Annotated in this window: 19 protein-coding genes; 13 read left to right on the plus strand and 6 right to left on the minus strand. The window is 59.8% G+C overall.

What is annotated here, in order from left to right:
* Positions 1 to 125 precede the first annotated feature (125 nt).
* Together AOA60_RS15710 and AOA60_RS15715 are read left to right on the plus strand one after the other, a co-directional pair.
* A complete protein-coding gene (locus tag AOA60_RS15710) occupies positions 126 to 767 on the plus strand; it encodes a DUF1345 domain-containing protein (RefSeq protein ID WP_099585208.1) in 642 nt (213 codons plus the stop codon).
* A 205-nt stretch (positions 768 to 972) separates the two neighbouring features.
* Complete coding sequence (locus AOA60_RS15715) at positions 973 to 1,434, plus strand: hypothetical protein (RefSeq protein WP_099585209.1); 462 nt, start codon at positions 973 to 975, stop codon at positions 1,432 to 1,434.
* A 57-nt stretch (positions 1,435 to 1,491) separates the two neighbouring features.
* Here the strand turns inward: AOA60_RS15715 and AOA60_RS15720 are convergent, their stop codons facing one another.
* The 3 genes from AOA60_RS15720 to AOA60_RS15730 form a co-directional block, all read right to left on the minus strand.
* Positions 1,492 to 3,759, minus strand: a complete 2,268-nt coding sequence (locus AOA60_RS15720; RefSeq protein WP_099585210.1) for an autotransporter outer membrane beta-barrel domain-containing protein — start codon at positions 3,757 to 3,759, stop codon at positions 1,492 to 1,494.
* Between the two features lie 220 nt (positions 3,760 to 3,979).
* A complete protein-coding gene (locus tag AOA60_RS15725; RefSeq protein ID WP_099585211.1) occupies positions 3,980 to 5,959 on the minus strand; it encodes a hypothetical protein in 1,980 nt (659 codons plus the stop codon).
* A gap of 231 nt (positions 5,960 to 6,190) precedes the next feature.
* Positions 6,191 to 7,207, minus strand: a complete 1,017-nt coding sequence (locus AOA60_RS15730) for a hypothetical protein (protein WP_368731578.1) — start codon at positions 7,205 to 7,207, stop codon at positions 6,191 to 6,193.
* A gap of 57 nt (positions 7,208 to 7,264) precedes the next feature.
* On the opposite strand from AOA60_RS15730, the gene AOA60_RS34645 reads away from it, so the two are divergent.
* From AOA60_RS34645 to AOA60_RS15755, 6 genes are all read left to right on the plus strand, one after another.
* Positions 7,265 to 7,351, plus strand: a complete 87-nt coding sequence (locus tag AOA60_RS34645; RefSeq protein ID WP_368731580.1) for a lipoprotein — start codon at positions 7,265 to 7,267, stop codon at positions 7,349 to 7,351.
* 360 nt (positions 7,352 to 7,711) lie between these two features.
* Positions 7,712 to 8,731: a LacI family DNA-binding transcriptional regulator gene (locus tag AOA60_RS15735; protein ID WP_099585212.1), complete on the plus strand. Its 1,020-nt coding sequence runs from the start codon at positions 7,712 to 7,714 to the stop codon at positions 8,729 to 8,731.
* 182 nt (positions 8,732 to 8,913) lie between these two features.
* The gene (locus AOA60_RS15740) at positions 8,914 to 9,696 is read left to right on the plus strand and encodes a sugar phosphate isomerase/epimerase (RefSeq protein ID WP_099585213.1); all 783 of its coding nucleotides are present in this window, start codon (positions 8,914 to 8,916) and stop codon (positions 9,694 to 9,696) included.
* Positions 9,689 to 10,630: a sugar kinase gene (locus AOA60_RS15745; protein WP_099585214.1), complete on the plus strand. Its 942-nt coding sequence runs from the start codon at positions 9,689 to 9,691 to the stop codon at positions 10,628 to 10,630. The genes AOA60_RS15740 and AOA60_RS15745 overlap by 8 nt, the downstream gene beginning before the upstream one ends.
* A gap of 45 nt (positions 10,631 to 10,675) precedes the next feature.
* Complete coding sequence (locus AOA60_RS15750) at positions 10,676 to 11,968, plus strand: MFS transporter (RefSeq protein WP_099585215.1); 1,293 nt, start codon at positions 10,676 to 10,678, stop codon at positions 11,966 to 11,968.
* Positions 11,965 to 12,942, plus strand: a complete 978-nt coding sequence (locus AOA60_RS15755; RefSeq protein WP_099585216.1) for an NAD(P)-dependent oxidoreductase — start codon at positions 11,965 to 11,967, stop codon at positions 12,940 to 12,942. Before AOA60_RS15750 ends, AOA60_RS15755 begins: the two co-directional genes overlap by 4 nt.
* 90 nt (positions 12,943 to 13,032) lie before the next feature.
* On the opposite strand, the gene AOA60_RS15760 is transcribed toward AOA60_RS15755, so the two are convergent.
* Positions 13,033 to 14,658 (minus strand): methyl-accepting chemotaxis protein, encoded by a 1,626-nt coding sequence (locus AOA60_RS15760; RefSeq protein ID WP_099585217.1) that lies wholly within the window; start codon positions 14,656 to 14,658, stop codon positions 13,033 to 13,035.
* A 232-nt stretch (positions 14,659 to 14,890) separates the two neighbouring features.
* Here AOA60_RS15760 and AOA60_RS15765 point away from each other — a divergent pair, with 232 nt between their 5' ends.
* The 3 genes from AOA60_RS15765 to AOA60_RS15775 are packed head-to-tail and all read left to right on the plus strand — an operon-like array spanning position 14,891 to position 17,368.
* Entirely contained in the window at positions 14,891 to 16,318 is a 1,428-nt protein-coding gene (locus tag AOA60_RS15765; RefSeq protein ID WP_099585218.1) for a nucleobase:cation symporter-2 family protein, read from the plus strand.
* Between the two features lie 12 nt (positions 16,319 to 16,330).
* On the plus strand, positions 16,331 to 16,792 hold the full coding sequence (locus AOA60_RS15770; protein WP_099585219.1) for an LEA type 2 family protein: 462 nt from the start codon (positions 16,331 to 16,333) through the stop codon (positions 16,790 to 16,792).
* Positions 16,793 to 16,810: 18 nt separating this feature from the next.
* Entirely contained in the window at positions 16,811 to 17,368 is a 558-nt protein-coding gene (locus tag AOA60_RS15775; RefSeq protein ID WP_099585220.1) for a GNAT family N-acetyltransferase, read from the plus strand.
* A gap of 70 nt (positions 17,369 to 17,438) precedes the next feature.
* Here AOA60_RS15775 and AOA60_RS15780 read toward each other — a convergent pair whose 3' ends face one another.
* Positions 17,439 to 18,365 carry a carbon-nitrogen hydrolase family protein gene (locus AOA60_RS15780; protein ID WP_099585221.1) on the minus strand — a complete coding sequence of 309 codons (927 nt, stop codon included), beginning with the start codon at positions 18,363 to 18,365 and terminating at the stop codon, positions 17,439 to 17,441.
* A 91-nt stretch (positions 18,366 to 18,456) separates the two neighbouring features.
* Here AOA60_RS15780 and AOA60_RS15785 point away from each other — a divergent pair, with 91 nt between their 5' ends.
* Complete coding sequence (locus AOA60_RS15785; RefSeq protein ID WP_099585222.1) at positions 18,457 to 19,377, plus strand: LysR family transcriptional regulator; 921 nt, start codon at positions 18,457 to 18,459, stop codon at positions 19,375 to 19,377.
* Here the strand turns inward: AOA60_RS15785 and AOA60_RS15790 are convergent.
* Positions 19,349 to 19,603: a hypothetical protein gene (locus AOA60_RS15790; RefSeq protein WP_099585223.1), complete on the minus strand. Its 255-nt coding sequence runs from the start codon at positions 19,601 to 19,603 to the stop codon at positions 19,349 to 19,351. The two genes, AOA60_RS15785 and AOA60_RS15790, sit on opposite strands and share 29 nt — an antisense overlap.
* Positions 19,604 to 19,766: 163 nt before the next feature.
* Between AOA60_RS15790 and AOA60_RS15795 the strand changes: the two genes are divergently transcribed.
* On the plus strand, positions 19,767 to 20,087 hold the full coding sequence (locus AOA60_RS15795) for a YqjD family protein (RefSeq protein WP_099585224.1): 321 nt from the start codon (positions 19,767 to 19,769) through the stop codon (positions 20,085 to 20,087).
* Positions 20,088 to 20,148: the final 61 nt, after the last annotated feature.

Consider the following 20,148-nt stretch of genomic DNA (forward strand, 5'->3'; position numbering starts at 1 on the left):
GGGGGCTTGCCCCCGATGGCGGTGTATCAGTTGAAATACCTTTCACTGACCTACTGCTATCGGGGCAAGCCCCCTCCCACGTGATGAGGTACAGTCAGTTGACCCACTGTCAGCTGTGAGCTCCCATGCCCTTCCTCGCCCGCACCCACCCTCGCCTCTCCAGCGCCGCCGTGCTCGGCCTTGCCGTGGGCATTCTGGTACCCGCCGAAACAATCGCCAGCAAAATCCTCATCGGCTGGAACGCCGGGGTCTGGACCTACCTGGTGCTGATGCTCTGGCTGACCATCCGCGCCAAGGCGCCAGACGTCAAACGCATTGCCGAGATCGAAGACGAAAACGCCGGCCTGGTGTTGTTCATGGTCTGCATCGCCGCCATCGCCAGCCTGGCCACCATCACCTTTGAACTGGTCGGCAGCAAGGACCTGGCGACCGGCGAACGCCTGCTGCACTACGGTTTCACCGGGCTGACGGTGATCGGTTCGTGGTTGCTGATCGGGGTGATTTTCAGCGTGCACTACGCCCGGCTGTATTACACCTGGGACGGCAAGGAGCCGGCGTTGCGTTTTGCCGAAGGGTTGCTGACCCCCAATTATTGGGACTTCCTGTACTTCTCGTTCACCATCGGCGTCGCGGTGCAGACCTCGGATGTGGGTGTGGCCACCCGCAGCATGCGCAAGGTGGTGCTGGGGCAATCGTTGATCGGTTTTCTGTTCAATACAGCGATCCTGGGATTCTCGATCAATATTGCGGCAGGGCTCTTCGGCTAAGCGATCCCCCTCCTGCTGAGCACTTGCTTAAGCCTAAAAGAAATAAAGAACCGACCTATTGAGCTGTCATATCTGACAGTAGATTTATTCAAGAAAACGCGTCTAATTGAAACCAAGGTACGGTGGCTGTTTCGAGGACAGTTGTTGATAAAGCCAGGCACCGTTCCGTGTTTTTGACCTATTCATCAAAGATGGAGACGCAATCATGCCAGCACAAACTGCAACGCTGACTCCCCACCAACAGAGCGTATTGATCCCCCGGCTACGTAATGCAAAGGGAACGTTCTCTGTGTTCCTGGATAGCCAGGAAATCGACATCCAAACCATCACTATTGTGAATGACACCTCCCAACGCATTCTGCGTATTACCGGGCGCAACACCGTGGGCCACGATACAGTGCGGACAATCGACATTGAGTTTGCGGATCACACGCCGGCGGGCACGACGTTAAATTTGGCGGAGAATTACTCCCCCCCCACCAGAATTTGGCTATCGGTCAAGACAGCGAACGAACACTATGCTGTTCGCGGCACTATCGGCACCTTGTCCATTCAACAAATCTCCCCGCAGCTTATCAAGGTACAAGGCTCCGCCGTTGTTACCACCGAAACCGACCCGAACGGAGAGATACACTCGCTGGTCATTAACTTCGACATTCACACCTGAACCAGCAAACAAAAAAAAGCCCGTATCTAGCGATACGGGCTTTTTCCTAATCGGGATTTACCAGGTGTAACGAACACCGACGTTGGCACCCCAAGGCTGTTCAACTTTGCCGCCGCTGCTGTGTTCAAGGTCAGCATGCAGTTGCAGGTTCTTCGACAGCTTCACCGCCACCCCCGCACCGAACTCGGCACGCGAGCCAGATAGGTCGTTGTTGAATACATTGTTGTTCACCGACACCTTATTGTTGTTGGCAAACTCGTGCACCATTGCCGCCCGCAGGTAGGGCTGGACCACGCTGCCACTGTCGAGTTGGATATCACGCCCAACCGTTGCACCCGCCTTGACCATGATCGAGCGAGTACGCTCACCCTTGGCTTGCAGGCCATTGTCCAGGTTGTAATTGGCACCCTGGATCACCACGGTCGACACCTGGGCATACGGCTCAACAAAGAAGCCGTCGTCGAGCTTGATGTTGCGACCGAACTCAGCCGACAAACCACCACCGGTGTTGTTGTACTTGCCTTTCGACGTGGTGCCGTCGCTCAAACCGACCTTGGACTCGTTGTGGAACCGGTTGACCTTGGCGACCGCATCGAAATACAGGCCACTCTCCTCGTCCAGCCAGGTGGCATAAGCGCCCAGGTAGTAACTTTTCACGTTACCGGACGTACCGCGTTTGAGGCTCAGGTCAGACGTGCTGTGACCGGCCATCACACCCACCAACCACTGGCTATCGGCCAGCGGCATGTCGGCGCCCAGGGTAAAGCCCTGTTGGGTCTGGTCGTAGCTTACGCCCGTGCTGTCAGACACTTTGTATTTGTTGCCATAACCGCGTATCCACAGACCCGACTGGCCCGGTTCGAAGCGCAATTCACCCATACGGGTACGCAGTGAAGTTGCCTCGCCGTACCACACGGTAGGTGCAGTATTGAACAGCGCCAGTACCGAACGCGTGCCAGGGCTGATCACGCGATTGTTCGGGTCAAGGAACCAGTCGGTCCCTTCCTTTTTCAAGCCGTAGGAGTAGGCACCTACGTCGACCACATCGCCCACCAGGGAGAAATGGGCGTCGCCGCCACCGGTGTGTACGATGCGAATGTCTTCAGGGTTGACCGGCTCCGCACCGCTGGCAGCGAGCAACAGGCTGTGATTGCCCTTGGCCTCACCCTCGATGTTAAGAAAGTCCGTGATACCACGGGCAAAATCGGTGCCCATGACAAAGGTGCCGTTGCCTTCCAGGGTGTCCAGGTCCAACTGATAAAACGCATCAGTGGCACCAAACTTCACCGTACCACCAGCCAGGTTCAAGGCGCCCACCTGGCTGTCGCCGGTCAACTCCCAAAAAGACGCATCGCCCACGTTCAGGCTGGTGACATTTTTCAACTGGCCGGTAAGGCCGGCATTGTTCTGCAGGCTCAAATGCGCGGTGCTGCCATCCTCGACAATGACATTGCCGTTCAAACGACTGTTATCGATATTCATATTGGCGATCGCGCCACCGTTCACTTCCAGCAGCGTGCCGTTACCACCGGTCAAGGTCGAACCATTGCGTACGTCGATGTCGACCGTCGGAACACGACCCGGCCTGCCTTCTACAAGAATCGCGGAACCCGTACGACCTTCGACATGCGAGTTGTCCAGCACCAGCTTGCCGGTTTCAGCGCTGTTCAACAGGTTCGTCATGAGTACACCGTTCTTGCCACCGATCAATGTACTTTGGCTGGCGGTTACGAGTGCGCCGCTGTCCAGTCGAACGCCGGCACTGTCGGCACCGGTGCCTTCAACCCAGGTATTTTGGTTGAAATGCAGCTCGCTGTTACCTTGCGCAAGCGCACCGGCGGTAGCGCCTTTGATGACACTGCTGAACACTTCAGCAACCCCACCCTTAAGCGAACCGGCACTCTGGAACGCCTGCAAGCCAAAATTGGTATGGCTGATCAGGGTGCTGCCGGTGATGGTTGCGCTGCTGTCATCCAGGCGTACGGCGCCAAACGACGGGTTGCTCGACTCCACATGTGCACCCGTGAGGCTGACAGTCGAGCCTTGCGTAGCGCGGATATCATTCACTCGACTGCCGGCGTTCACGATCAACGCAGAATCATTGACCCGGATACTCTGTGCAGAGGCGCCATTAAGGGTCAGTTCGGACTTATGATCCAGTTGCCAGTCTTTGGACGTTTCACTGGCGTCAATGGTCTTTTGTTCGCCACTCAAATTATCGGCGTGGGCAGCCCCATGAACCGCTGCAAACATAAGCAGGGTCATGGTCGGGACTTTCATAATCGCGCTCAGGGGCTTGAGCTTGAATTGGGCTGGTACGTGCATGGTCGTTCACTCTCTGGGGGTAGAGCCGATGAAAACGGTTTGGCTCGTTCCCAAGGAATGGAGCCTTACCTGTGCGGCGCAGAGAGTACGGATCAAGCATCCCAAACTATGTAGGACTTATCTTATTAAGGCGAGTGAACCAGCAGCGATCAGGGCAGAGGGAAATACTTGCGCAAAGCGAAAAAGGGGAGCGGCGCTCCCCTATTCTTTTCAGTCTTGATCAAGGTGAGGGAATATTGGTCCCGTCGCAGAAGAAGTGGGTATTCGCCAGCGTGCTCCGTATGTCCGACAACTCACCATGGCCAGTCACTCCATTGTTCAGAACCGTTTCATAGGTCGCCACGCATGTGCCCCTCGGGGCCTGGGCCAGGTAAGGCTGATAGTCAATTTCAAACGTGATCCCGTTGTCGATGTCGGATTGGCTCAAGCTCGGGTGAGTAAGCGTCAACGGGAACGGCCCAGGTGGCAGGCCGGCGAAGGTATTGGTAAGGCTCAACGTCAATGTCAGTGGCACACCGAGGGCCATGCGTGTATCGCCTGGCACATAAACCTTACCAAACAGCACGGGCGGAGTGCCGGACGTCCGGGTCTCCAAGTCCGAACAGAACCAACGACCCGCGGTCGCAACCACATACTCCGCTTTCGCCAACTCCACGACGACGGCGCCCTGCACATCGACCGTGGTGGGTGGCGACTCGTTTTCGTTGGTTGTCCCCGCGTCGAGGACCAGATACTTGATGGTCTTCATGTTGTTGCCATGACGGGCGACTACGTCCCAGTCAATAAAGAACGAGATCGGATTAGCCGTCGCGCTAACAGGGAACGGTCCGACCCGCTCATCCTCCCAGAGGAAGATGATCGACAACCCCGGATGCGGCAACACTGCAACGGTCCACGGCGCGATGTCCACGCGCACCTGTTGACCAGCATCGGCAGGCAGCAATACATCCGGAGTCGTCGAGATAGCACCGAATACGTGGGCCTGGTTAAGGTTGGGGTTGGGTGAACCTGGCGTCCCAGGGTTGACGGGACCGCCTACCGACAAATCGAGCATGAACGTGTGAATGAACGAAGGGAAAAGAGTGCCATTGCGGGAAATTCGATACTGTACGGTCGTCGGCTGTGGCCCAATGTCCTGGGTATAAGCGGCAAGGAATGCAGCCTGCAAACCACCGAATATCTGCGGGAACGTTGTGAATGGCGTTCCCAGACCGTTGTAACCCAGGCCACCAATATCCACTTCCAGCCGATCAAGCGAGGGGGCGTGATTGTTATACGTCCTGACCCATACTTCAGGGTTAAGCAGGTAATCCTTGATATCAATCAAGTTGTCTGTTTCACCAGGATCGGGTACAGGTGCCAGCGGTAAATGCGGGGTTCCGCGATCCGGATCGTCGATCAACGCAACGCGCCGAGTTTCGACGAACGAAGGGCGACTGACGTTACCCGCCCGGTCTGTGAGGGTGTAGAACGCGTAGTAGTCCCCGCTTAAATCAATCATTGCTGCCGGCAGGAAATACATATTGCCTGTCGGCAGCATTTGAATCCCACCGGGGGGGCTGACGATGTCCATTGGGCGCGGGAACATCACCGGGCTCCAGTAGAAGGTAATGAAGTCACCGGCAGCCCACCTGCCAGGGACAGGTACGAAGGTGTTATCGGGAATATCGAACTGCACCCCGCGGTGCATAATCAAATAGTCATTGTCGATCACCGCACCTACGGGAAGTGTTGCGGGCCATACTACGGCAGCGGGCTGCTCACGAAAGGAGGCATCGGAATAGGGCGAAAGCAGGTCAACGGTAAAATTACCAGGGTCCGAATGTTCTCCCACCGCTGCCGGAAAACCACCGATATTGAGGTATTGAACGCTACGTAGCTGATAGAAACCATGCTGGAAACCACCTGCTGGAGCGGGTACGGTGACATCGAACCTATCAGGGATAGGGAAAGCAGGGTCCGTACTCATTTGAATCGGCGGTGTCACTTCCTCCCATCTTATCGGTGGCGTTCTGCCCGCCATTTCGACTTGGATAAAATCATCGTAATCTGAAATGTCGCCAGTTTTGCATCGTACAGTGAGGTCGGCCGTCGCATTAATAGCCAAAATCGTCCCGGAGTCATCATCCAGTGCACCCACGATAGTGGGAGCGGCTGGAGCTGCCTGGGGATCCAGTGGAACATTCGGATTGCTGCTCATTTTTGATGATCTCCACGTTCGTTCAATATAGGTTTCTTACAAAAAAACCACTCATCCGCCGGGCTGCGTTCGACCTCCGATATTAAGTGCCAACGAACTCATTTCCCGGCAATACCTCTCCCTACCGCTTCATATGCGGCATAGCCACAACACTAAATGCTTGCAATGAAATCCGCCTCAGCGCCCCGATAGCGCTAAATACACAGGGGGTTGTGCGCGTGCGCCCCGGGGTCAGGGCTCAGGCGCATTGCCGTTAATCCAGCAATAGCGAGTGGGTGGCGCCGACGGCACTACGCGGTCAAACCGTGCGAACCGGGAGGCAGACCGGCCAATCAATACCCCCCCCCTGTACACCCTGTAATTCGCCTCCCCTCCCGCCTCCTTCTTGAGCGGACGGATCAAACGTTCTACATCGAGAATCCAGAAGGAGTAACCCAAGTCGTCTGCGACCTCGTCCCAAAGGTGACTTTGTGTATCGACGATGTCAGGAAGTGGATCCACATCGGGGGCTTGGCGGTATCCCTGAAAGTGCATCACGACCAAGTCTCCGTGCAGGATACCCGCGCCCGGGCCTGTATTCGGGTCAATGCGAATTTCGACACCGAACCAGATTCTGGGTGTGCAGGCGCACGTCATAAATCTGTTCGGGTTCAATATCGGTTCGGAGTCAGCCTGCGGAAAGCGCGGCCGCATATAAGTCGGGGCGGGCAGCCCCACTCGCAGCGCGGCCTGCGCTACCAGGGAAAACTCTGGGTTGAGATTACCGGCGCGATCGCGCAGCCGGTAGAAGCAAAAAATAAAAGCAGCACCCGGGAAATTCTGGAACACCGTACTGGGGACATTCACGAATATTTGCCCAGTAGCACTGATCAGCGGCGGGGAAACCACAGCGGGAGCACCGGTCGGTAATGTGTTCATATCCGAAAAATACATCAGTATTTCATCACCAATCTCACGTCCCAGATAACCCCCGGGAACTTCCATAGGCACCAGTGGCGTCATGCCCAAGTAAGCGTCAGTGATCGGATCAACCGGGAAAATGGCCGGTGCCAGCGGCCCTCCCACACCAGGCGCATCGCGGTCTATTCTGAGCAGCGTTGGGTTAGAAGTATCGAAATTTGGTGAGGTTGGCGAGTCGAGATGGATTCGAAAAGAGAGATCGACAATCGCACTGTTCAGCAGGAAAGACTGGGGAATTTCAAATGAAATAGGGAAGTCCCCAGGGGTGAGTGGGCCAACCAGTGGCAAGGCCGGTAGCACGTCGACGGGTGTGGCGCCGTGGTCATCCCATACGGCTATAACGTAATGAGTCTCGCCGGCTGCGGGCAGAAAGGTCCATGGAGTAACAATTTCGCACTCCAGATTGTTGAAATAGTACTGCGCAGGTACTAATCCATCTGACCGCGCGCGAACCACCCGGGGGCCATCCAAAGCCAGGAGGGCCTCAGAACCACCAGCAACCTTACCCGCCAGTGATTTTTTGGGCTTTGATTTTATCGGTTTTGACTTGCTCATGCCGCCCTCCTGTGGACCCGACATCCAACACGCTTATGCCGTTAACTTGAGGCTGATTGAACACCCGAAACGCCCACCTGGATACTGTCAGAACTAACAGGTGCAATTGCCGCCCGTCGGTCTTATCAACCTGAACACGGTGTCATCCTGCGAATTTCCTCTTGACTGAAAGCAATGGCTGGTGTCTTCTGAAACCGGTTTCAGTGCAATGCGAATTCCAATAAGAAAGGCTCCGCCGTGACTTCATTCTCCGCCGCCCAACGCAGCCGCGTGACCATGCTCGACGTCGCCCAACACGCCGGCGTGTCCAAAGCCAGCGTGTCGCGCTTCATCGGCGATGACCGCGCCCTGCTCTCCGACGCCATCGCCCTGCGCATCGAACAGGCCATCGAGCAACTCGGCTACCGCCCCAACCAGATGGCCCGTGGTTTGAAACGTGGGCGCACGCGCTTGATCGGCATGCTGGTGGCCGATATCCGCAACCCCTATTCCATTGCTGTGATGCACGGCGTCGAAACCGCCTGCCGCCAGCACGGCTACAGCCTGGTGGTGTGCAATACCGACCGCGACGACGAGCAGGAGCGCCAGCACCTGGCCGCACTGCGCTCTTACAACATCGAAGGGCTGATCGTGAACACCCTCGGCCATCACCTTGAACAACTGCTGGAACTGCAACGAGAAATGCCGCTGGTGCTGGTGGACCGCAAGGTCGAGCCGCTGCACAGCGACTTGGTCGGGCTGGACAACCCGGCAGCGGTGCGCATGGCGGTGGAGCATCTGGAACAACAGGGTTATCGCCAGCTATTGCTGGTGAGCGAATCCGCCGACGGCACCAGCTCACGGGTAGAACGCCTGGACAGCTTCAAGGCCGAGATTGCCCGGCGCCCATCGCTGACTGGCGTGGTGCTGGAACTGGATGGCAACCTTGAAACCGGCCTGCAGGCCTTTCTCACTAAAACCGGTCCCAAGGCGGTGTTCTGTGCCAACGGCGTCGCCACACTGGCCTGCACCCGCGCACTCAAGGCGTTGGGCTGCAACCTGTTCGACGACGTGGGCCTGATCGCCCTGGATGACCTGGATTGGTATCCGTTAGTGGGCAACGGCATCACCGCCCTCGCCCAGCCGACCGAGGCGATTGGCGCCAGCGCGTTCGACTGCCTGCTCAAGCGTTTGCGCGGTGACGCTGCGCCAACACGCACCCTGGATTTTCTGCCACAACTGATCATCAGAGGCTCAACCCTGTGCCCCTCCCCGTAGCTGCTGTCGAGCCTTGGCGAGGCTGCGTAGCGGATGTATTGACACCCCCGCGATCTGCGGGGCGCCTAACGCAGCCTCGCTTGCGCTCGACAGCTGCTACGGGGCGAAACTTGCGGACGCGTCAAGGTTGATTGAATTTTTATCACGTCGAAAAATGAAACCGGTTTCAGAGGTACACAACAATGCATAAATACCCCGTCTCCATCAGCCTTTCCAGCTACGGCGCGGACTTGGTACGCCAACAGGGCCAGTTGAGCTTTGTGCAGCTATTGGCCGCGGCCGGTGCCCAGCGCATCGAATGGCGCGAAGAGCTGCTGACCGCCGAGCAGCCCACCGAACTGGCCGAAGCCGCTGCCGCCCAAGGCCTGGAAGCGGTGTTCTCATCGCCCCTGGAATTATGGGTTGCCGGCCGCGCCCAGCCCAACGCCGAACTGAGCGCAACCCTGGACCGCGCCCAGGCTTTCGGCGCGCGCTGGCTGAAAGTCTCCCTCGGTTACTTCACCGACACCAACGACCTGGAAAGCCTGCACGCCCTGCTCAATCGCCACCCGGTCCAGCTGTTGGTGGAAAACGACCAGACCCTGCACGGCGGGCGCATCGAGCCGATGCAACGGTTCTTTACCGAGGTCGAGCGCCTGGGCCTGCCGGTGAAGATGACCTTCGATATCGGCAACTGGCAGTGGCAGGACCAATCTGCCCTGACCGCCGCACGCCTGTTGGGCCGGCATGTGGACTACCTGCACTGCAAGGCCGTGGCCCGTCGCCCGGACGGCAAGCTGGTGGCGCTGCCGCCCGGCGCCACCGACCTGCATCTGTGGGAACAACTGCTCAAGCATATGACTCAAGGCATTACACGGGCGGTGGAATTTCCACTGCAAGGCGATGACCTGATCGATGTGACCGCGCAGCAGGTCGCCGCCCTCGCCGTCCTAGGCCAACCCACTGCGGAGCATGCCCATGTCTGAGATCGATATCCTCTCGTTTGGTGAAACCATGGCGATGCTGGTCGCCGAGCAGCCTGGCGATCTGGCCCAGGTCAGCCAGTTTCACAAGCGTATTGCCGGGGCCGACAGCAATGTCGCCATTGGCCTGTCGCGGCTGGGCTTTAATGTGGCGTGGCTGAGTCGGGTGGGCAGCGATTCGCTCGGCCGCTTTGTGGTCGACACCCTGCAAAAGGAAGGTCTGGATTGCCAGCACGTGGCCGTCGATCCGCTGCACCCCACCGGTTTTCAGTTCAAGTCCCGCGAAGAAGCCGGCGCCGATCCGCAGGTGGAGTACTTCCGCAAAGGCTCCGCCGCCAGCCATTTGTCCATCGCGGCCATCAGCCCGGCGCTGCTGCAGGCCCGCCATCTGCACGCCACCGGGATTCCTCCCGCGCTGTCCGAGGCCACTCGCGAACTGTCGGTCGAGTTGATGACCCAGATGCGCAAAGCCGGGCGCAGTGTGTCGTTCGACCCGAACCTGCGGCCGTCGCTGTGGGCCAGCCAAACGCAGATGATCCGCCAGATCAACACCCTCGCCGGCCTGGCCGATTGGGTATTGCCGGGCTTGAGCGAAGGCCGCCTGCTGACCGGTTTCGACGACCCGGCCGATATCGCCGCGTTCTACCTCGACCAGGGCGCCGAAGCCGTGGCCATCAAGCTCGGCCCGGACGGCGCCTACTTCCGTACCCATCTGGACCAAGGCTTTGTCGCCGCCGTGCGCGTGGACAAGGTGGTGGACACCGTCGGTGCCGGCGACGGCTTTGCCGTGGGCATGATCAGCGCCCTGCTGGAAAACCTCAGCTTCCCCGAGGCGGTGCAACGCGGCAACTGGATCGGCAGCCGCGCCGTGCAAAGCCGTGGCGATATGGAAGGCCTGCCGACCCGCGCAGAACTACCCACCCGATCCGTTGCGTGACCCACACCCTGTTGCCACAACTACAACAAGCTCAGGAGCAACCCCATGGAAACCGTGAAACTCGCCACCCGCCGTTGGTGGTACATCATGCCCATCGTTTTTATCACCTACAGCCTGGCCTACCTGGACCGCGCCAACTATGGCTTTGCCGCCGCCTCTGGGATGGCCGAAGACCTGATGATCACCCCCGGTATGTCGTCATTGCTGGGTGCACTGTTTTTCCTCGGCTACTTTTTCTTCCAGGTGCCGGGGGCGATCTACGCGCAGAAGCGCAGTGTCAAAAAGCTGATTTTCGTCAGCCTGATCCTGTGGGGCGGCCTGGCCACACTGACCGGCGTGGTGTCCAACGCCTACATGCTGATCGTCATTCGCTTCATGCTCGGCGTGGTCGAAGCCGCGGTGATGCCAGCGATGCTGGTGTACCTGTGCCACTGGTTCACCCGTGCGGAACGCTCGCGGGCCAACACCTTCCTGATCCTCGGTAACCCGGTGACCATGCTGTGGATGTCGGTGGTGTCGGGCTACCTGGTGCAGCATTTCAGCTGGCGCTGGATGTTTATCATCGAAGGCCTGCCAGCCGTGTTGTGGGCGTTTATCTGGTGGAAGCTGGCCGATGAGCGGCCCAAGGATGCCAAGTGGCTGAGCGACAGCGAAAAGCACAGCCTGGAAACCACCCTCGCCGCCGAACAGGTCGGCATCAAGGCCGTGAAGAATTACGCCGAAGCGTTCCGCTCGCCCAAGGTGATCATCCTGGCGTTGCAGTTCTTCTGCTGGAGCATCGGCGTGTATGGCTTTGTGCTGTGGCTGCCGTCGATCCTCAAAGCCGGTTTGCAGATGGACATGGTCGAGGCCGGCTGGCTGTCGGCGCTGCCGTACCTGGCGGCGGTGATCGGCATGCTGGTGGTGAGCTGGGGCTCGGACAAGCTGCAAAAACGTAAACGCTTTGTATGGCCGCCGCTGTTGATCGCGTCCATCGCGTTCTACGCCTCCTACGTGCTCGGCGCCGAACACTTCTGGTGGTCCTACACCCTGCTGGTGATTGCCGGGGCCTGCATGTATGCGCCTTACGGGCCGTTTTTCGCCATCGTCCCGGAAATCCTGCCGGCCAACGTTGCCGGTGGCGCCATGGCACTGATCAACAGCATGGGCGCGCTCGGTTCGTTCGGCGGCTCGTACCTGGTGGGTTATCTCAATAGCAGCACCGGTTCGCCCGGCGCTTCGTACCTGCTGATGAGCGGTGCGTTGATGCTGTCGGTGGTGCTGACGATTTTCCTCAAGCCCGGTGCCAGCGACCGCTCGCCGGCACCCACTCTGGAGTTGAAGGTAAAGACCTCATGAAAAAGTCTGTCGTGTTGTACAAGAAACTCTCCGCGCCGCTGATGGCCCGCCTGCATGAACACGCCGAGGTCACGCTGATCGAAGCCCTGGATGACACCGGCCTGGCCAAGTTGCGCGACGCCCTGCCGGCCGCCCATGGCCTGCTGGGCGCCAGCCTGCGCCTGGACGCCAGATTGCTGGACCTCGCGCCGCACCTGGAGGCCGTGGCCAGCGTGTCGGTCGGAGTCGACAACTACGACATCGACTACCTGACCCAGCGCGGCATCCTCCTCAGCAACACCCCGGACGTGCTCACCGAAACCACCGCCGACACGGGCTTTGCGCTGATCCTCGCCACCGCCCGGCGCGTGGTGGAACTGGCCGATATGGTGCGCGCCGGCCAATGGAACAAGAACATCGGCCCTGCGCACTTTGGCAGCGATGTGCACGGCAAGACCCTGGGCATCATCGGCATGGGCCGCATCGGCGAAGCCCTGGCCCAGCGCGGGCATTTTGGCTTTGGCATGCCGGTGATCTACCACAGCCATTCACCCAAGCCGCAGGTGGAACAGCGCTTTGGCGCGCAGTACCGCAGCTTGCAGGCATTGCTCAAAGAAGCCGATTTCGTCTGCCTGACGTTGCCGCTCACGGCAGAAACCGAAAAACTGATTGGCGCAGAGGAATTTGCACTGATGGGCCCCGAGACGATTTTTATCAATATCTCGCGGGGCAAAGTGGTGGATGAGGCGGCGCTGGTCGAGGCGTTGCAGCAACGCACGATTCGGGCAGCTGGATTGGATGTGTTTGAGAAGGAGCCGCTGAATCACGCCTCACCGTTGCTGCGCTTGAACAATGTGGTGGCAACGCCGCATATCGGCTCGGCGACTCATGAGACAAGGGAGGCGATGGCCAAGTGTGCGGTGGATAATCTGCTCGCGGCGCTGGCAGGGGAAAAGCCGAAAAACCTGGTGAATCCAGGGTCCTGGAAGCAATAACCCCTGACACAACACAAAACCAAATGTGGGAGGGGCGGTGCGACGATTCGACTTGCCCCCTCCCACAGTTGGATTGCATTGCAAAGTGAATCAAATTACAAACCTGGCCACCATCCCATTCAAATCCACCGCCAGGCGCGACAGTTCATGGCTGGCCGCGCTGGTCTGGTTGGCACCCGCCGCCGACTGGGTAGCCAGGTCGCGGATATTCACCAGGTTGCGGTCAACCTCGCGGGACACCTGGGCCTGTTCTTCCGAGGCGCTGGCGATGACCAGATTGCGCTCGTTGATCAAGCTGATGGACTGGGTGATCTGCTCCAGCGCCACACCGGCGGCGCGCGCCATTTCCAGGGTGTTCTGGGTGCGCTGATTGCTTTGCTGCATGGATTGCACGGCTTCGCCGGTGCCGTTCTGGATGCCGGCGACCATTTTTTCGATCTCCTGGGTCGACTGTGCGGTGCGATGGGCCAGGGCGCGCACCTCATCCGCCACCACCGCGAAACCGCGCCCCGCTTCACCGGCACGGGCCGCTTCAATGGCGGCGTTGAGCGCCAGCAGGTTGGTCTGCTCGGCGATCGCACGGATCACGTCAAGCACCTTGCCGATATCGCGGCCCTGGGTGGCCAGGCCTTCGATCATCGCGGCGGTGTTCTGCACGTCCTGGGTCATGGTCTGGATCGCACCAACGGTTTCCACCACCCGGTCGCGACCTTCGCGTGCAGCCTGGTTGGACTGGCTGGACGCCTCGGAAGTGGACACGGCGTTGCGCGCCACTTCTTCCACCGCTGCGGTCATCTCGTTGACGGCGGTGGCGGCCTGATCGATTTCATTGTTCTGTTGCTGCAAGCCTTTGGAGGCTTCTTCGGTGACCGCACTGAGTTCCTCGGCGGCGGACGCCAGTTGCGTGGCCGAGCCGGCGATGTGCTGGATGGTCTGACGCAGGTTGGCCTGCATGGCGGCCAGGGCGCCGATCAAACGGGCCGGTTCGTCGTTGCCGTCGTCTGCGATGGCGGTGCTGAGGTTGCCGGCGGCGATGGTTTCGGCCACGGCCACGGCTTTGCGCAACGGCGTGACGATGCTGCGGGTCAGCAGCCAGGCCAGCAACACCGTGAGCAAGGCGGCGGCGACCGAGACTACGATTACGCCGGTGATCGCGCTGTCGTAGCCGTGCCCGGCTTCAGCGTCCGCTGCCTTGGCATCGGCGGCATTGATAGCGATCAATTTGTTCAGTTGCTCGCCCATCTGGTCGGTGCCGTCCTTGATGCGGCTGTTGATCAGCGCACGCATCTCATCGACTTTGCCTTGTCTGGACAGGGTAAGCATGTCGGCCTGGGCCTTTAAGTAGTTGTCCAAGGTGGCGCCAAACGTCTTGTACAACGCCGCCTCTTCCGGCCCGGCAGGCAACGTGGCGTAACCGGCCTGGGCTGTCTTGACCTTGTCGGTCAGCACGCCGATGCGGGTTTCAGCTTCCTGCAACGCGGCAGGATCGCGATTGACCAGTACGCGAAACGACAGGATGCGCATGCGCAGCACGTTTTCCGTGATCGTGCCCAAGTACGTCACGCTGGGTAGCTGGTTGGCGCTCATGGCCACCGACGCCTCGCGGATCAGCGTCATGCGGTTGACCGCAAACACGCCAAGAACAACCACTAACAACGCGATAAACGCGAAACCGAGAGAAGCACGAGGGGCGATATTCAGGTGACGGAGGGACATAGACGAGACTCTCTGGAGTAGTGTTTGCGCGCATCCTTGCCGCGAAACGATCCGCCGGCGTCAACGCACCGCTCAGACCTCGGCCCACTGTTGTTATTGATCGGTGGGCCTATACACGTTATCGGCTGAGTGCAGGGTTTTACGCAGGGCACTCATAAATATTTTTTTACACTTCTGACGATCGACCGTTTCTGGCATCCTGCGCCTCCATTTTCTGACCCGAGCCCGCATTTTGTCTGACGCTCAAGCCCCCCGCCCGCGCTATAAATCCGACCTGATCTACGGCCTGGAAGATCGCCCGCACTTCACTGCGGCGATCTTTGCCGCGTTGCAGCATGTCTTGGCGAGTTTTGTCGGCATCATCACCCCAACCCTGATCGTCGGGGGTGTGCTCGGGCTGGAAAGCGAAGTGCCGTATCTGGTGAGCATGGCACTGTTTGTGTCGGGGCTCGGCACCTTTGTACAGGCGCGTAAGTTCGGCCCGATAGGTTCGGGGCTGCTGTGCCTGCAAGGCACCAGTTTTTCGTTTATCAGCGTGATCCTCAGTGCGGGCTTCATGGTCAAGGCCCGTGGCGGCGGCACCGACGAAATCCTCTCGACGATCTTTGGCATCTGCTTTTTCGCGGCGTTTATCGAGGTGGTGCTCAGCCAGTTCATCGGCAAGCTGCGCAAGCTGATCACCCCGGTGGTGACCGGCACCATCATTACCTTGATGGGCTTGTCGCTGATCAAGGTGGCGGTCACCGACATGGCGGGCGGCTTTGGCGCCAGCGACCTGGGGGCCGCAAGCAATATGGGCCTGGCGGCACTGGTGCTGGTGACCATCGTGGTGCTCAACCGCTTCAACAACCCGTTCCTGCGCCTGGGTTCGATCGTGATCGGCCTGACCCTGGGTTTTGTGGTGGCGTGGTGGATGGGCCGCGTCGACCTGGCCGCCCTGCCCCACGTGCCTTTGATCAGCGTGCCGGTGCCGTTCAAGTACGGTATCTCGTTCGACTGGGTGGCGTTTATCCCGGTAGCGGTGATCTTCCTGATTTCGCCGTTGGAAGCGGCCGGTGACCTGACCGCCAATTCGATGATTTCCCAGCAGCCAGTCAAAGGCCCGCTGTATATCAAGCGCATCAAGTCCGGCCTGCTGGCCGACGGCCTCAACTCGGCGATGGCCGCCACGTTCAACAGCCTGCCGATGGTGACCTTCGCCCAGAACAACGGCGTGATCCAGCTGACCGGCGTGGCCAGCCGCTACGTGGCGTACTTCATCGCGGGTTTGCTGGTGCTGCTGGGGCTGTTCCCGATGATCGGCGCAGTGCTGCAACTGATGCCCAAGCCGGTGCTGGGCGGCGCGACCCTGATCATGTTCGGCACGGTGGCCGTGGCGGGCATCAAGATCCTCGCCGAAGCCGGGCTGCACCGGCGCAATGTGCTGATCGTGGCCATCTCCCTCGGCATGGGTCTGGGCGTCGCCGCCGTGCCGGAAGTGCTGCGTGACCTGCCCAAGGCCCTGCACAACATCTTCGAGTCGCCGATTACCGTGGGCGCGTTCTGTGCCATCCTGCTGAACATTTTCCTGCCGGAAGAGTTCATAGCACTGCAAGAAGATGAATTTGATCCGGAGTCCTCTACCCTCAAAGTGATGCAGGACCCGGACGTCACGAAATAGGAGCACCTTTGTATGCGCAAGCTCATGGTTCTATCACTGTTGCTGCTGACCTTGAGCGCCTGCGCGCTGTTCCCCAACCGCGACCCGGTCAACATCACGGTGGTGGGCATCGAGCCCCTGCAAAGCCAGGAACTGGAAGTGCGCTTCGTGGTGAAACTGCGGGTGCAAAACCCCAATGAAACAGCGATCGACTACAACGGCGTGGCCCTGGACCTGGAGGTCAATGGCCGACCGTTAGCCTCCGGCGTGAGCGATCAGGCCGGCAGCATTCCACGCTTTTCGGAGACGGTGCTGAGGGTACCGGTCAGCGTTTCGGCGTTCTCTGTGTTGCGCCAAACCCTGGGCTTGAGCCAAACCCAGAGCTTGAACAATTTGCCTTATGTACTGCGCGGCAAACTCGCGGGCGGGTTGTTTGGCACGATGCGGTTTGTGGATCGCGGTACCCTGGACCTGCCTAACTCTGCCACTTGGTAAACATGGAGTTCCTGCAACATGGATGCGCTGCCCACCCTTTATACCGAACGCCTGATCCTGCGCCCGCTGACGCTGGACGATGCCGACGCGGTCCAACAGCACTTTCCCCACTGGGAGGTGGTGCGTTACCTCAACGCCCTCGTGCCCTGGCCCTACCCAGTCGACGGCGCCCTCTCCTATCTGCAAAACGTGGCTTTGCCTGCAATGGTTCGGGGCGAGGAATGGCATTGGTCAATCCGCCTCAAAACCGCGCCTGAGCAACTGATCGGCAATGTCAGCCTGATGGATGAAGTGGATAACAACCGTGGTTTCTGGCTGGCGCTACCGTGGCAGGGCCATGGGCTGATGACCGAAGCCAGTGCGGCGGTGACCGACTATTGGTTCACCGTGCTGCAGCGCCCGCTGATGCGTGTGCCCAAGGCCGCACCCAACCTGGGGTCGCGGCGGATTTCCGAGCGTACGGGGATGCGGCTGATCAGGACGGATGAGGGGCAGTTTGTCGAAGGCACTTTCCTACGGGATATCTGGGAGATGACCCGCGAGGAGTGGTTGGAATCCCAAGCCCACAAACGCTGAGGGCGCCCTCTTACACTCAAACCGTGTGAAGCCGGCTTATCAAGCCGGCCTCCAGCATGTCGACCCGGTTTCAATCGGTGATATAGCGCACGCCTGGCTTGGCGCGTTCATCTACCGTCAGCTCAAACACATCCGGGCGGGCATAGTGCCCCACCACGTCATAGTCATACCGCGCCTTCACCAAGTCATCGGTATCGATCTGCGCCGTCAATAGCCCCGCGCCACCCAGCAATGGCCCGGCGAGAATATCGCCCATGGGGCCGACAATCACACTGCCGCCCGCAATCAACGGGCGGTCTGCTGGCCAGTTGGCAACCTCCAGCCCCAACGTGTGGGGCGATGCCTGCACCTGGCACGCGCTCACCACAAAACAGCGTCCTTCGTGGGCCACGTGGCGCATGCTCACCTGCCACATGTCGCGTTCGTCCACCGTTGGCGCGCACCACACCTCCACGCCCTTGGCGTACATCGCCGTGCGCAGCAGCGGCATCATGTTTTCCCAGCACACGGCGCCGCCGATCCGCCCGACTGCCGTGTCGATCACCGGCAAGGTCGAGCCATCACCCTTGCCCCAGATCAGGCGCTCAGTGCCGGTGGGCATCAGTTTGCGGTGCTTGGCCACCAGGCCGCCCGTTGGCTCGATGTACAACACGGTGCAGTACAACGTGCTGCCACTGCGCTCGATCACGCCAAGCACCAAGCTGGCCCCGGTGCGCGCCGACAGGCCGGCCAGCGCCTCGGTCTCGACGCCAGGCACATCAATGGCGTTGGCAAAGTAACGGGCAAAGGCTTCGCGCCCCTCGGGCAGGCGGTAGCCCAGTTGCGTGCCGAAGCCTTCGCCTTTGGGATAACCGCCGAGCAGCGCCTCGGGCATGACCACCAGTTGCGCGCCGCTGCGTGTGATCTCGTCCTCGTAGCCGAGGATTTGCTCAAGGGTTTGGGCCTTGCCGCCCGGCAATGAGCCAATTTGCAAAGCCGCTACAGTGGAAACAGGCATCACGATCACTCCGAAGAAGGGGGGTTGCCCATTCTCCGGCCAGCCGTGATCATGAATAAAGCCCACCTCAGCACTGAATGATATGAGCCAAATGAATATCGCCCAGGTCGACTTGAACCTGCTGAAAACCTTCGAAGCCCTGCATGACGAATCCAGCGCGAGCCGCGCAGCGTTGCGCCTGGGTGTTACGCAATCGGCCATCAGCGCGGGCTTGCGCCGCTTGCGCGAGGTCTACGGCGACCCGTTGTTCGTGCGCACTGGCCGAGGCCTGGCGCCGACGCTGCGGGCCAACCAATTGAAGCCGGTGATCACTGAGGCGCTGGAGCGCTGCCGGCAAAGCCTGGCCATGGTCAACCCGGACAATCCGCATTATCAGGGGCGCTCCGTGGTACTGGGGCTGTCCGACGACTTTGAAATTGCCTACGGCCGCCGCTTGATGCAGGAGATCGCCCGACGTTTACCGAAACTGCGTGTGATTTTTCGTCAGACCCACAGCCAGATCGTCGCTGACGCCCTGCTCGACCGCACACTCGACCTGGCAGTTACCGCCGGCGGGTTTGCGCAGAACCGCTTGAGTCGGCAGGTGTTGGCAGAAGGTGATTACCGCTGTCTGGTGGACCCCAACAGTCTCGCGCCGCAACAGGTGAGCATCAGCCTGGACGAGTTCGTCGCCCGCGAGCATGTGCTGGTGTCGTCCGGCGGGTTTATCGGCATCACCGATGAGGGGTTGGCAGCGCAAGGGCTGAGTCGCCAAGTGTGTGCGTCGACCAGCCATTTTGCCGCGCTGCCGTTTTTGCTCAAGGGCGGCCACGCGGTGGCAACCATTCCGGGGCATGCGGCACAGGCGATTGCCGAGATGACCGGCTTGCGCGTATTGCCCTGCCCGCTGGCACTGCCGCGTTACCCGGTGGAACTGGGCTGGCGCACCCAGGCCCAGTTGGATCCGATGCTGCTCAAAGTACGCGAAGCGATTGCCGCCAGCTTTACTTCGCCGCCGCCATCAACTTGTTGACTTCGCTGCGCACCATGCCGGAAAACTCCGGCGGCGACATGCCATCAAGCTCTGCGCGAACCCACTCGGCCCACTTGCCCTTGCGCTTGGCACGCTCGCCAAACAACCGCGCCGCTTCGCCCTTGGCCTTGCCCAGGTTGGTTTGCCACAGGTCGTAGAGTCGGGACTTTTCATCTTCCAGCTCGGCGCGTTCGGCGAGGGTCTTGTTGGCGAGATTGAAGCTCATGTTGAATTACCTGCTGCACAAATAGGCGACATCTTACACTGTAGGTCGAAATTTCCTGATTCGGATTTTGCTCAAGAGCACGCCACGGCAAAAAAACTGCAACTTTTGCCATCACGCGATACTCCATTGTTCACTGTCACATTCACTCGCAAGGAGTCACCCAATGGCCCGCAAAACTGCTGCCCAAGCCGTCGAAGACCAAATCAAGGATCAAGCCTTCAGCGAACTCACCGCGCTGATCGAAGAGTCGGACAAATTGCTCAAAAGCAGCGCTGCCCTGGTGGGCGAAGAAGGCGAAACCCTGCGCGAGCAAGTCGCAATCAAACTCAAGCAAGCCTTGGACTCGGTGTCCAGCGTGCGCGAGCGCAGCAAGCCGGTGGTGGATGCCACGGAGACCTACATCGGTGGCCACCCGTGGCAGACCGTGGCGATTTCCGCGGGCTTTGGCCTGGTAGTGGGCCTGTTGCTGGGTCGTCGTAACTGATCGAGCCCGATACGCATCAGGTTCGAGTAGCAGCTGTCGAGCCTTGGCGAGGCTGCGTGGC

The sequence above is a fragment of the Pseudomonas sp. 2822-17 genome (assembly GCF_002742485.1).
Taxonomy (GTDB): Bacteria; Pseudomonadota; Gammaproteobacteria; order Pseudomonadales; family Pseudomonadaceae; genus Aquipseudomonas; species Aquipseudomonas cyclaminis.

What these genes read in the sequence shown, in the direction of transcription:
- AOA60_RS15760 (WP_099585217.1), bottom strand. Translation starts at nt 14,658, where the DNA reads ATGTCCCTCCGTCACCTGAATATCGCCCCTCGTGCTTCTCTCGGTTTC.
- AOA60_RS15795 (WP_099585224.1), top strand. Translation starts at nt 19,767, where the DNA reads ATGGCCCGCAAAACTGCTGCCCAAGCCGTCGAAGACCAAATCAAGGAT.
- AOA60_RS15740 (WP_099585213.1), top strand. Translation starts at nt 8,914, where the DNA reads ATGCATAAATACCCCGTCTCCATCAGCCTTTCCAGCTACGGCGCGGAC.
- AOA60_RS15750 (WP_099585215.1), top strand. Translation starts at nt 10,676, where the DNA reads ATGGAAACCGTGAAACTCGCCACCCGCCGTTGGTGGTACATCATGCCC.
- AOA60_RS15770 (WP_099585219.1), top strand. Translation starts at nt 16,331, where the DNA reads ATGCGCAAGCTCATGGTTCTATCACTGTTGCTGCTGACCTTGAGCGCC.
- AOA60_RS15775 (WP_099585220.1), top strand. Translation starts at nt 16,811, where the DNA reads ATGGATGCGCTGCCCACCCTTTATACCGAACGCCTGATCCTGCGCCCG.
- AOA60_RS15780 (WP_099585221.1), bottom strand. Translation starts at nt 18,365, where the DNA reads ATGCCTGTTTCCACTGTAGCGGCTTTGCAAATTGGCTCATTGCCGGGC.
- AOA60_RS15715 (WP_099585209.1), top strand. Translation starts at nt 973, where the DNA reads ATGCCAGCACAAACTGCAACGCTGACTCCCCACCAACAGAGCGTATTG.
- AOA60_RS15725 (WP_099585211.1), bottom strand. Translation starts at nt 5,959, where the DNA reads ATGAGCAGCAATCCGAATGTTCCACTGGATCCCCAGGCAGCTCCAGCC.
- AOA60_RS15745 (WP_099585214.1), top strand. Translation starts at nt 9,689, where the DNA reads ATGTCTGAGATCGATATCCTCTCGTTTGGTGAAACCATGGCGATGCTG.
- AOA60_RS15710 (WP_099585208.1), top strand. Translation starts at nt 126, where the DNA reads ATGCCCTTCCTCGCCCGCACCCACCCTCGCCTCTCCAGCGCCGCCGTG.
- AOA60_RS15720 (WP_099585210.1), bottom strand. Translation starts at nt 3,759, where the DNA reads ATGCACGTACCAGCCCAATTCAAGCTCAAGCCCCTGAGCGCGATTATG.
- AOA60_RS34645 (WP_368731580.1), top strand. Translation starts at nt 7,265, where the DNA reads ATGAGTCTCGCCGGCTGCGGGCAGAAAGGTCCATGGAGTAACAATTTC.
- AOA60_RS15755 (WP_099585216.1), top strand. Translation starts at nt 11,965, where the DNA reads ATGAAAAAGTCTGTCGTGTTGTACAAGAAACTCTCCGCGCCGCTGATG.
- AOA60_RS15785 (WP_099585222.1), top strand. Translation starts at nt 18,457, where the DNA reads ATGAATATCGCCCAGGTCGACTTGAACCTGCTGAAAACCTTCGAAGCC.
- AOA60_RS15790 (WP_099585223.1), bottom strand. Translation starts at nt 19,603, where the DNA reads ATGAGCTTCAATCTCGCCAACAAGACCCTCGCCGAACGCGCCGAGCTG.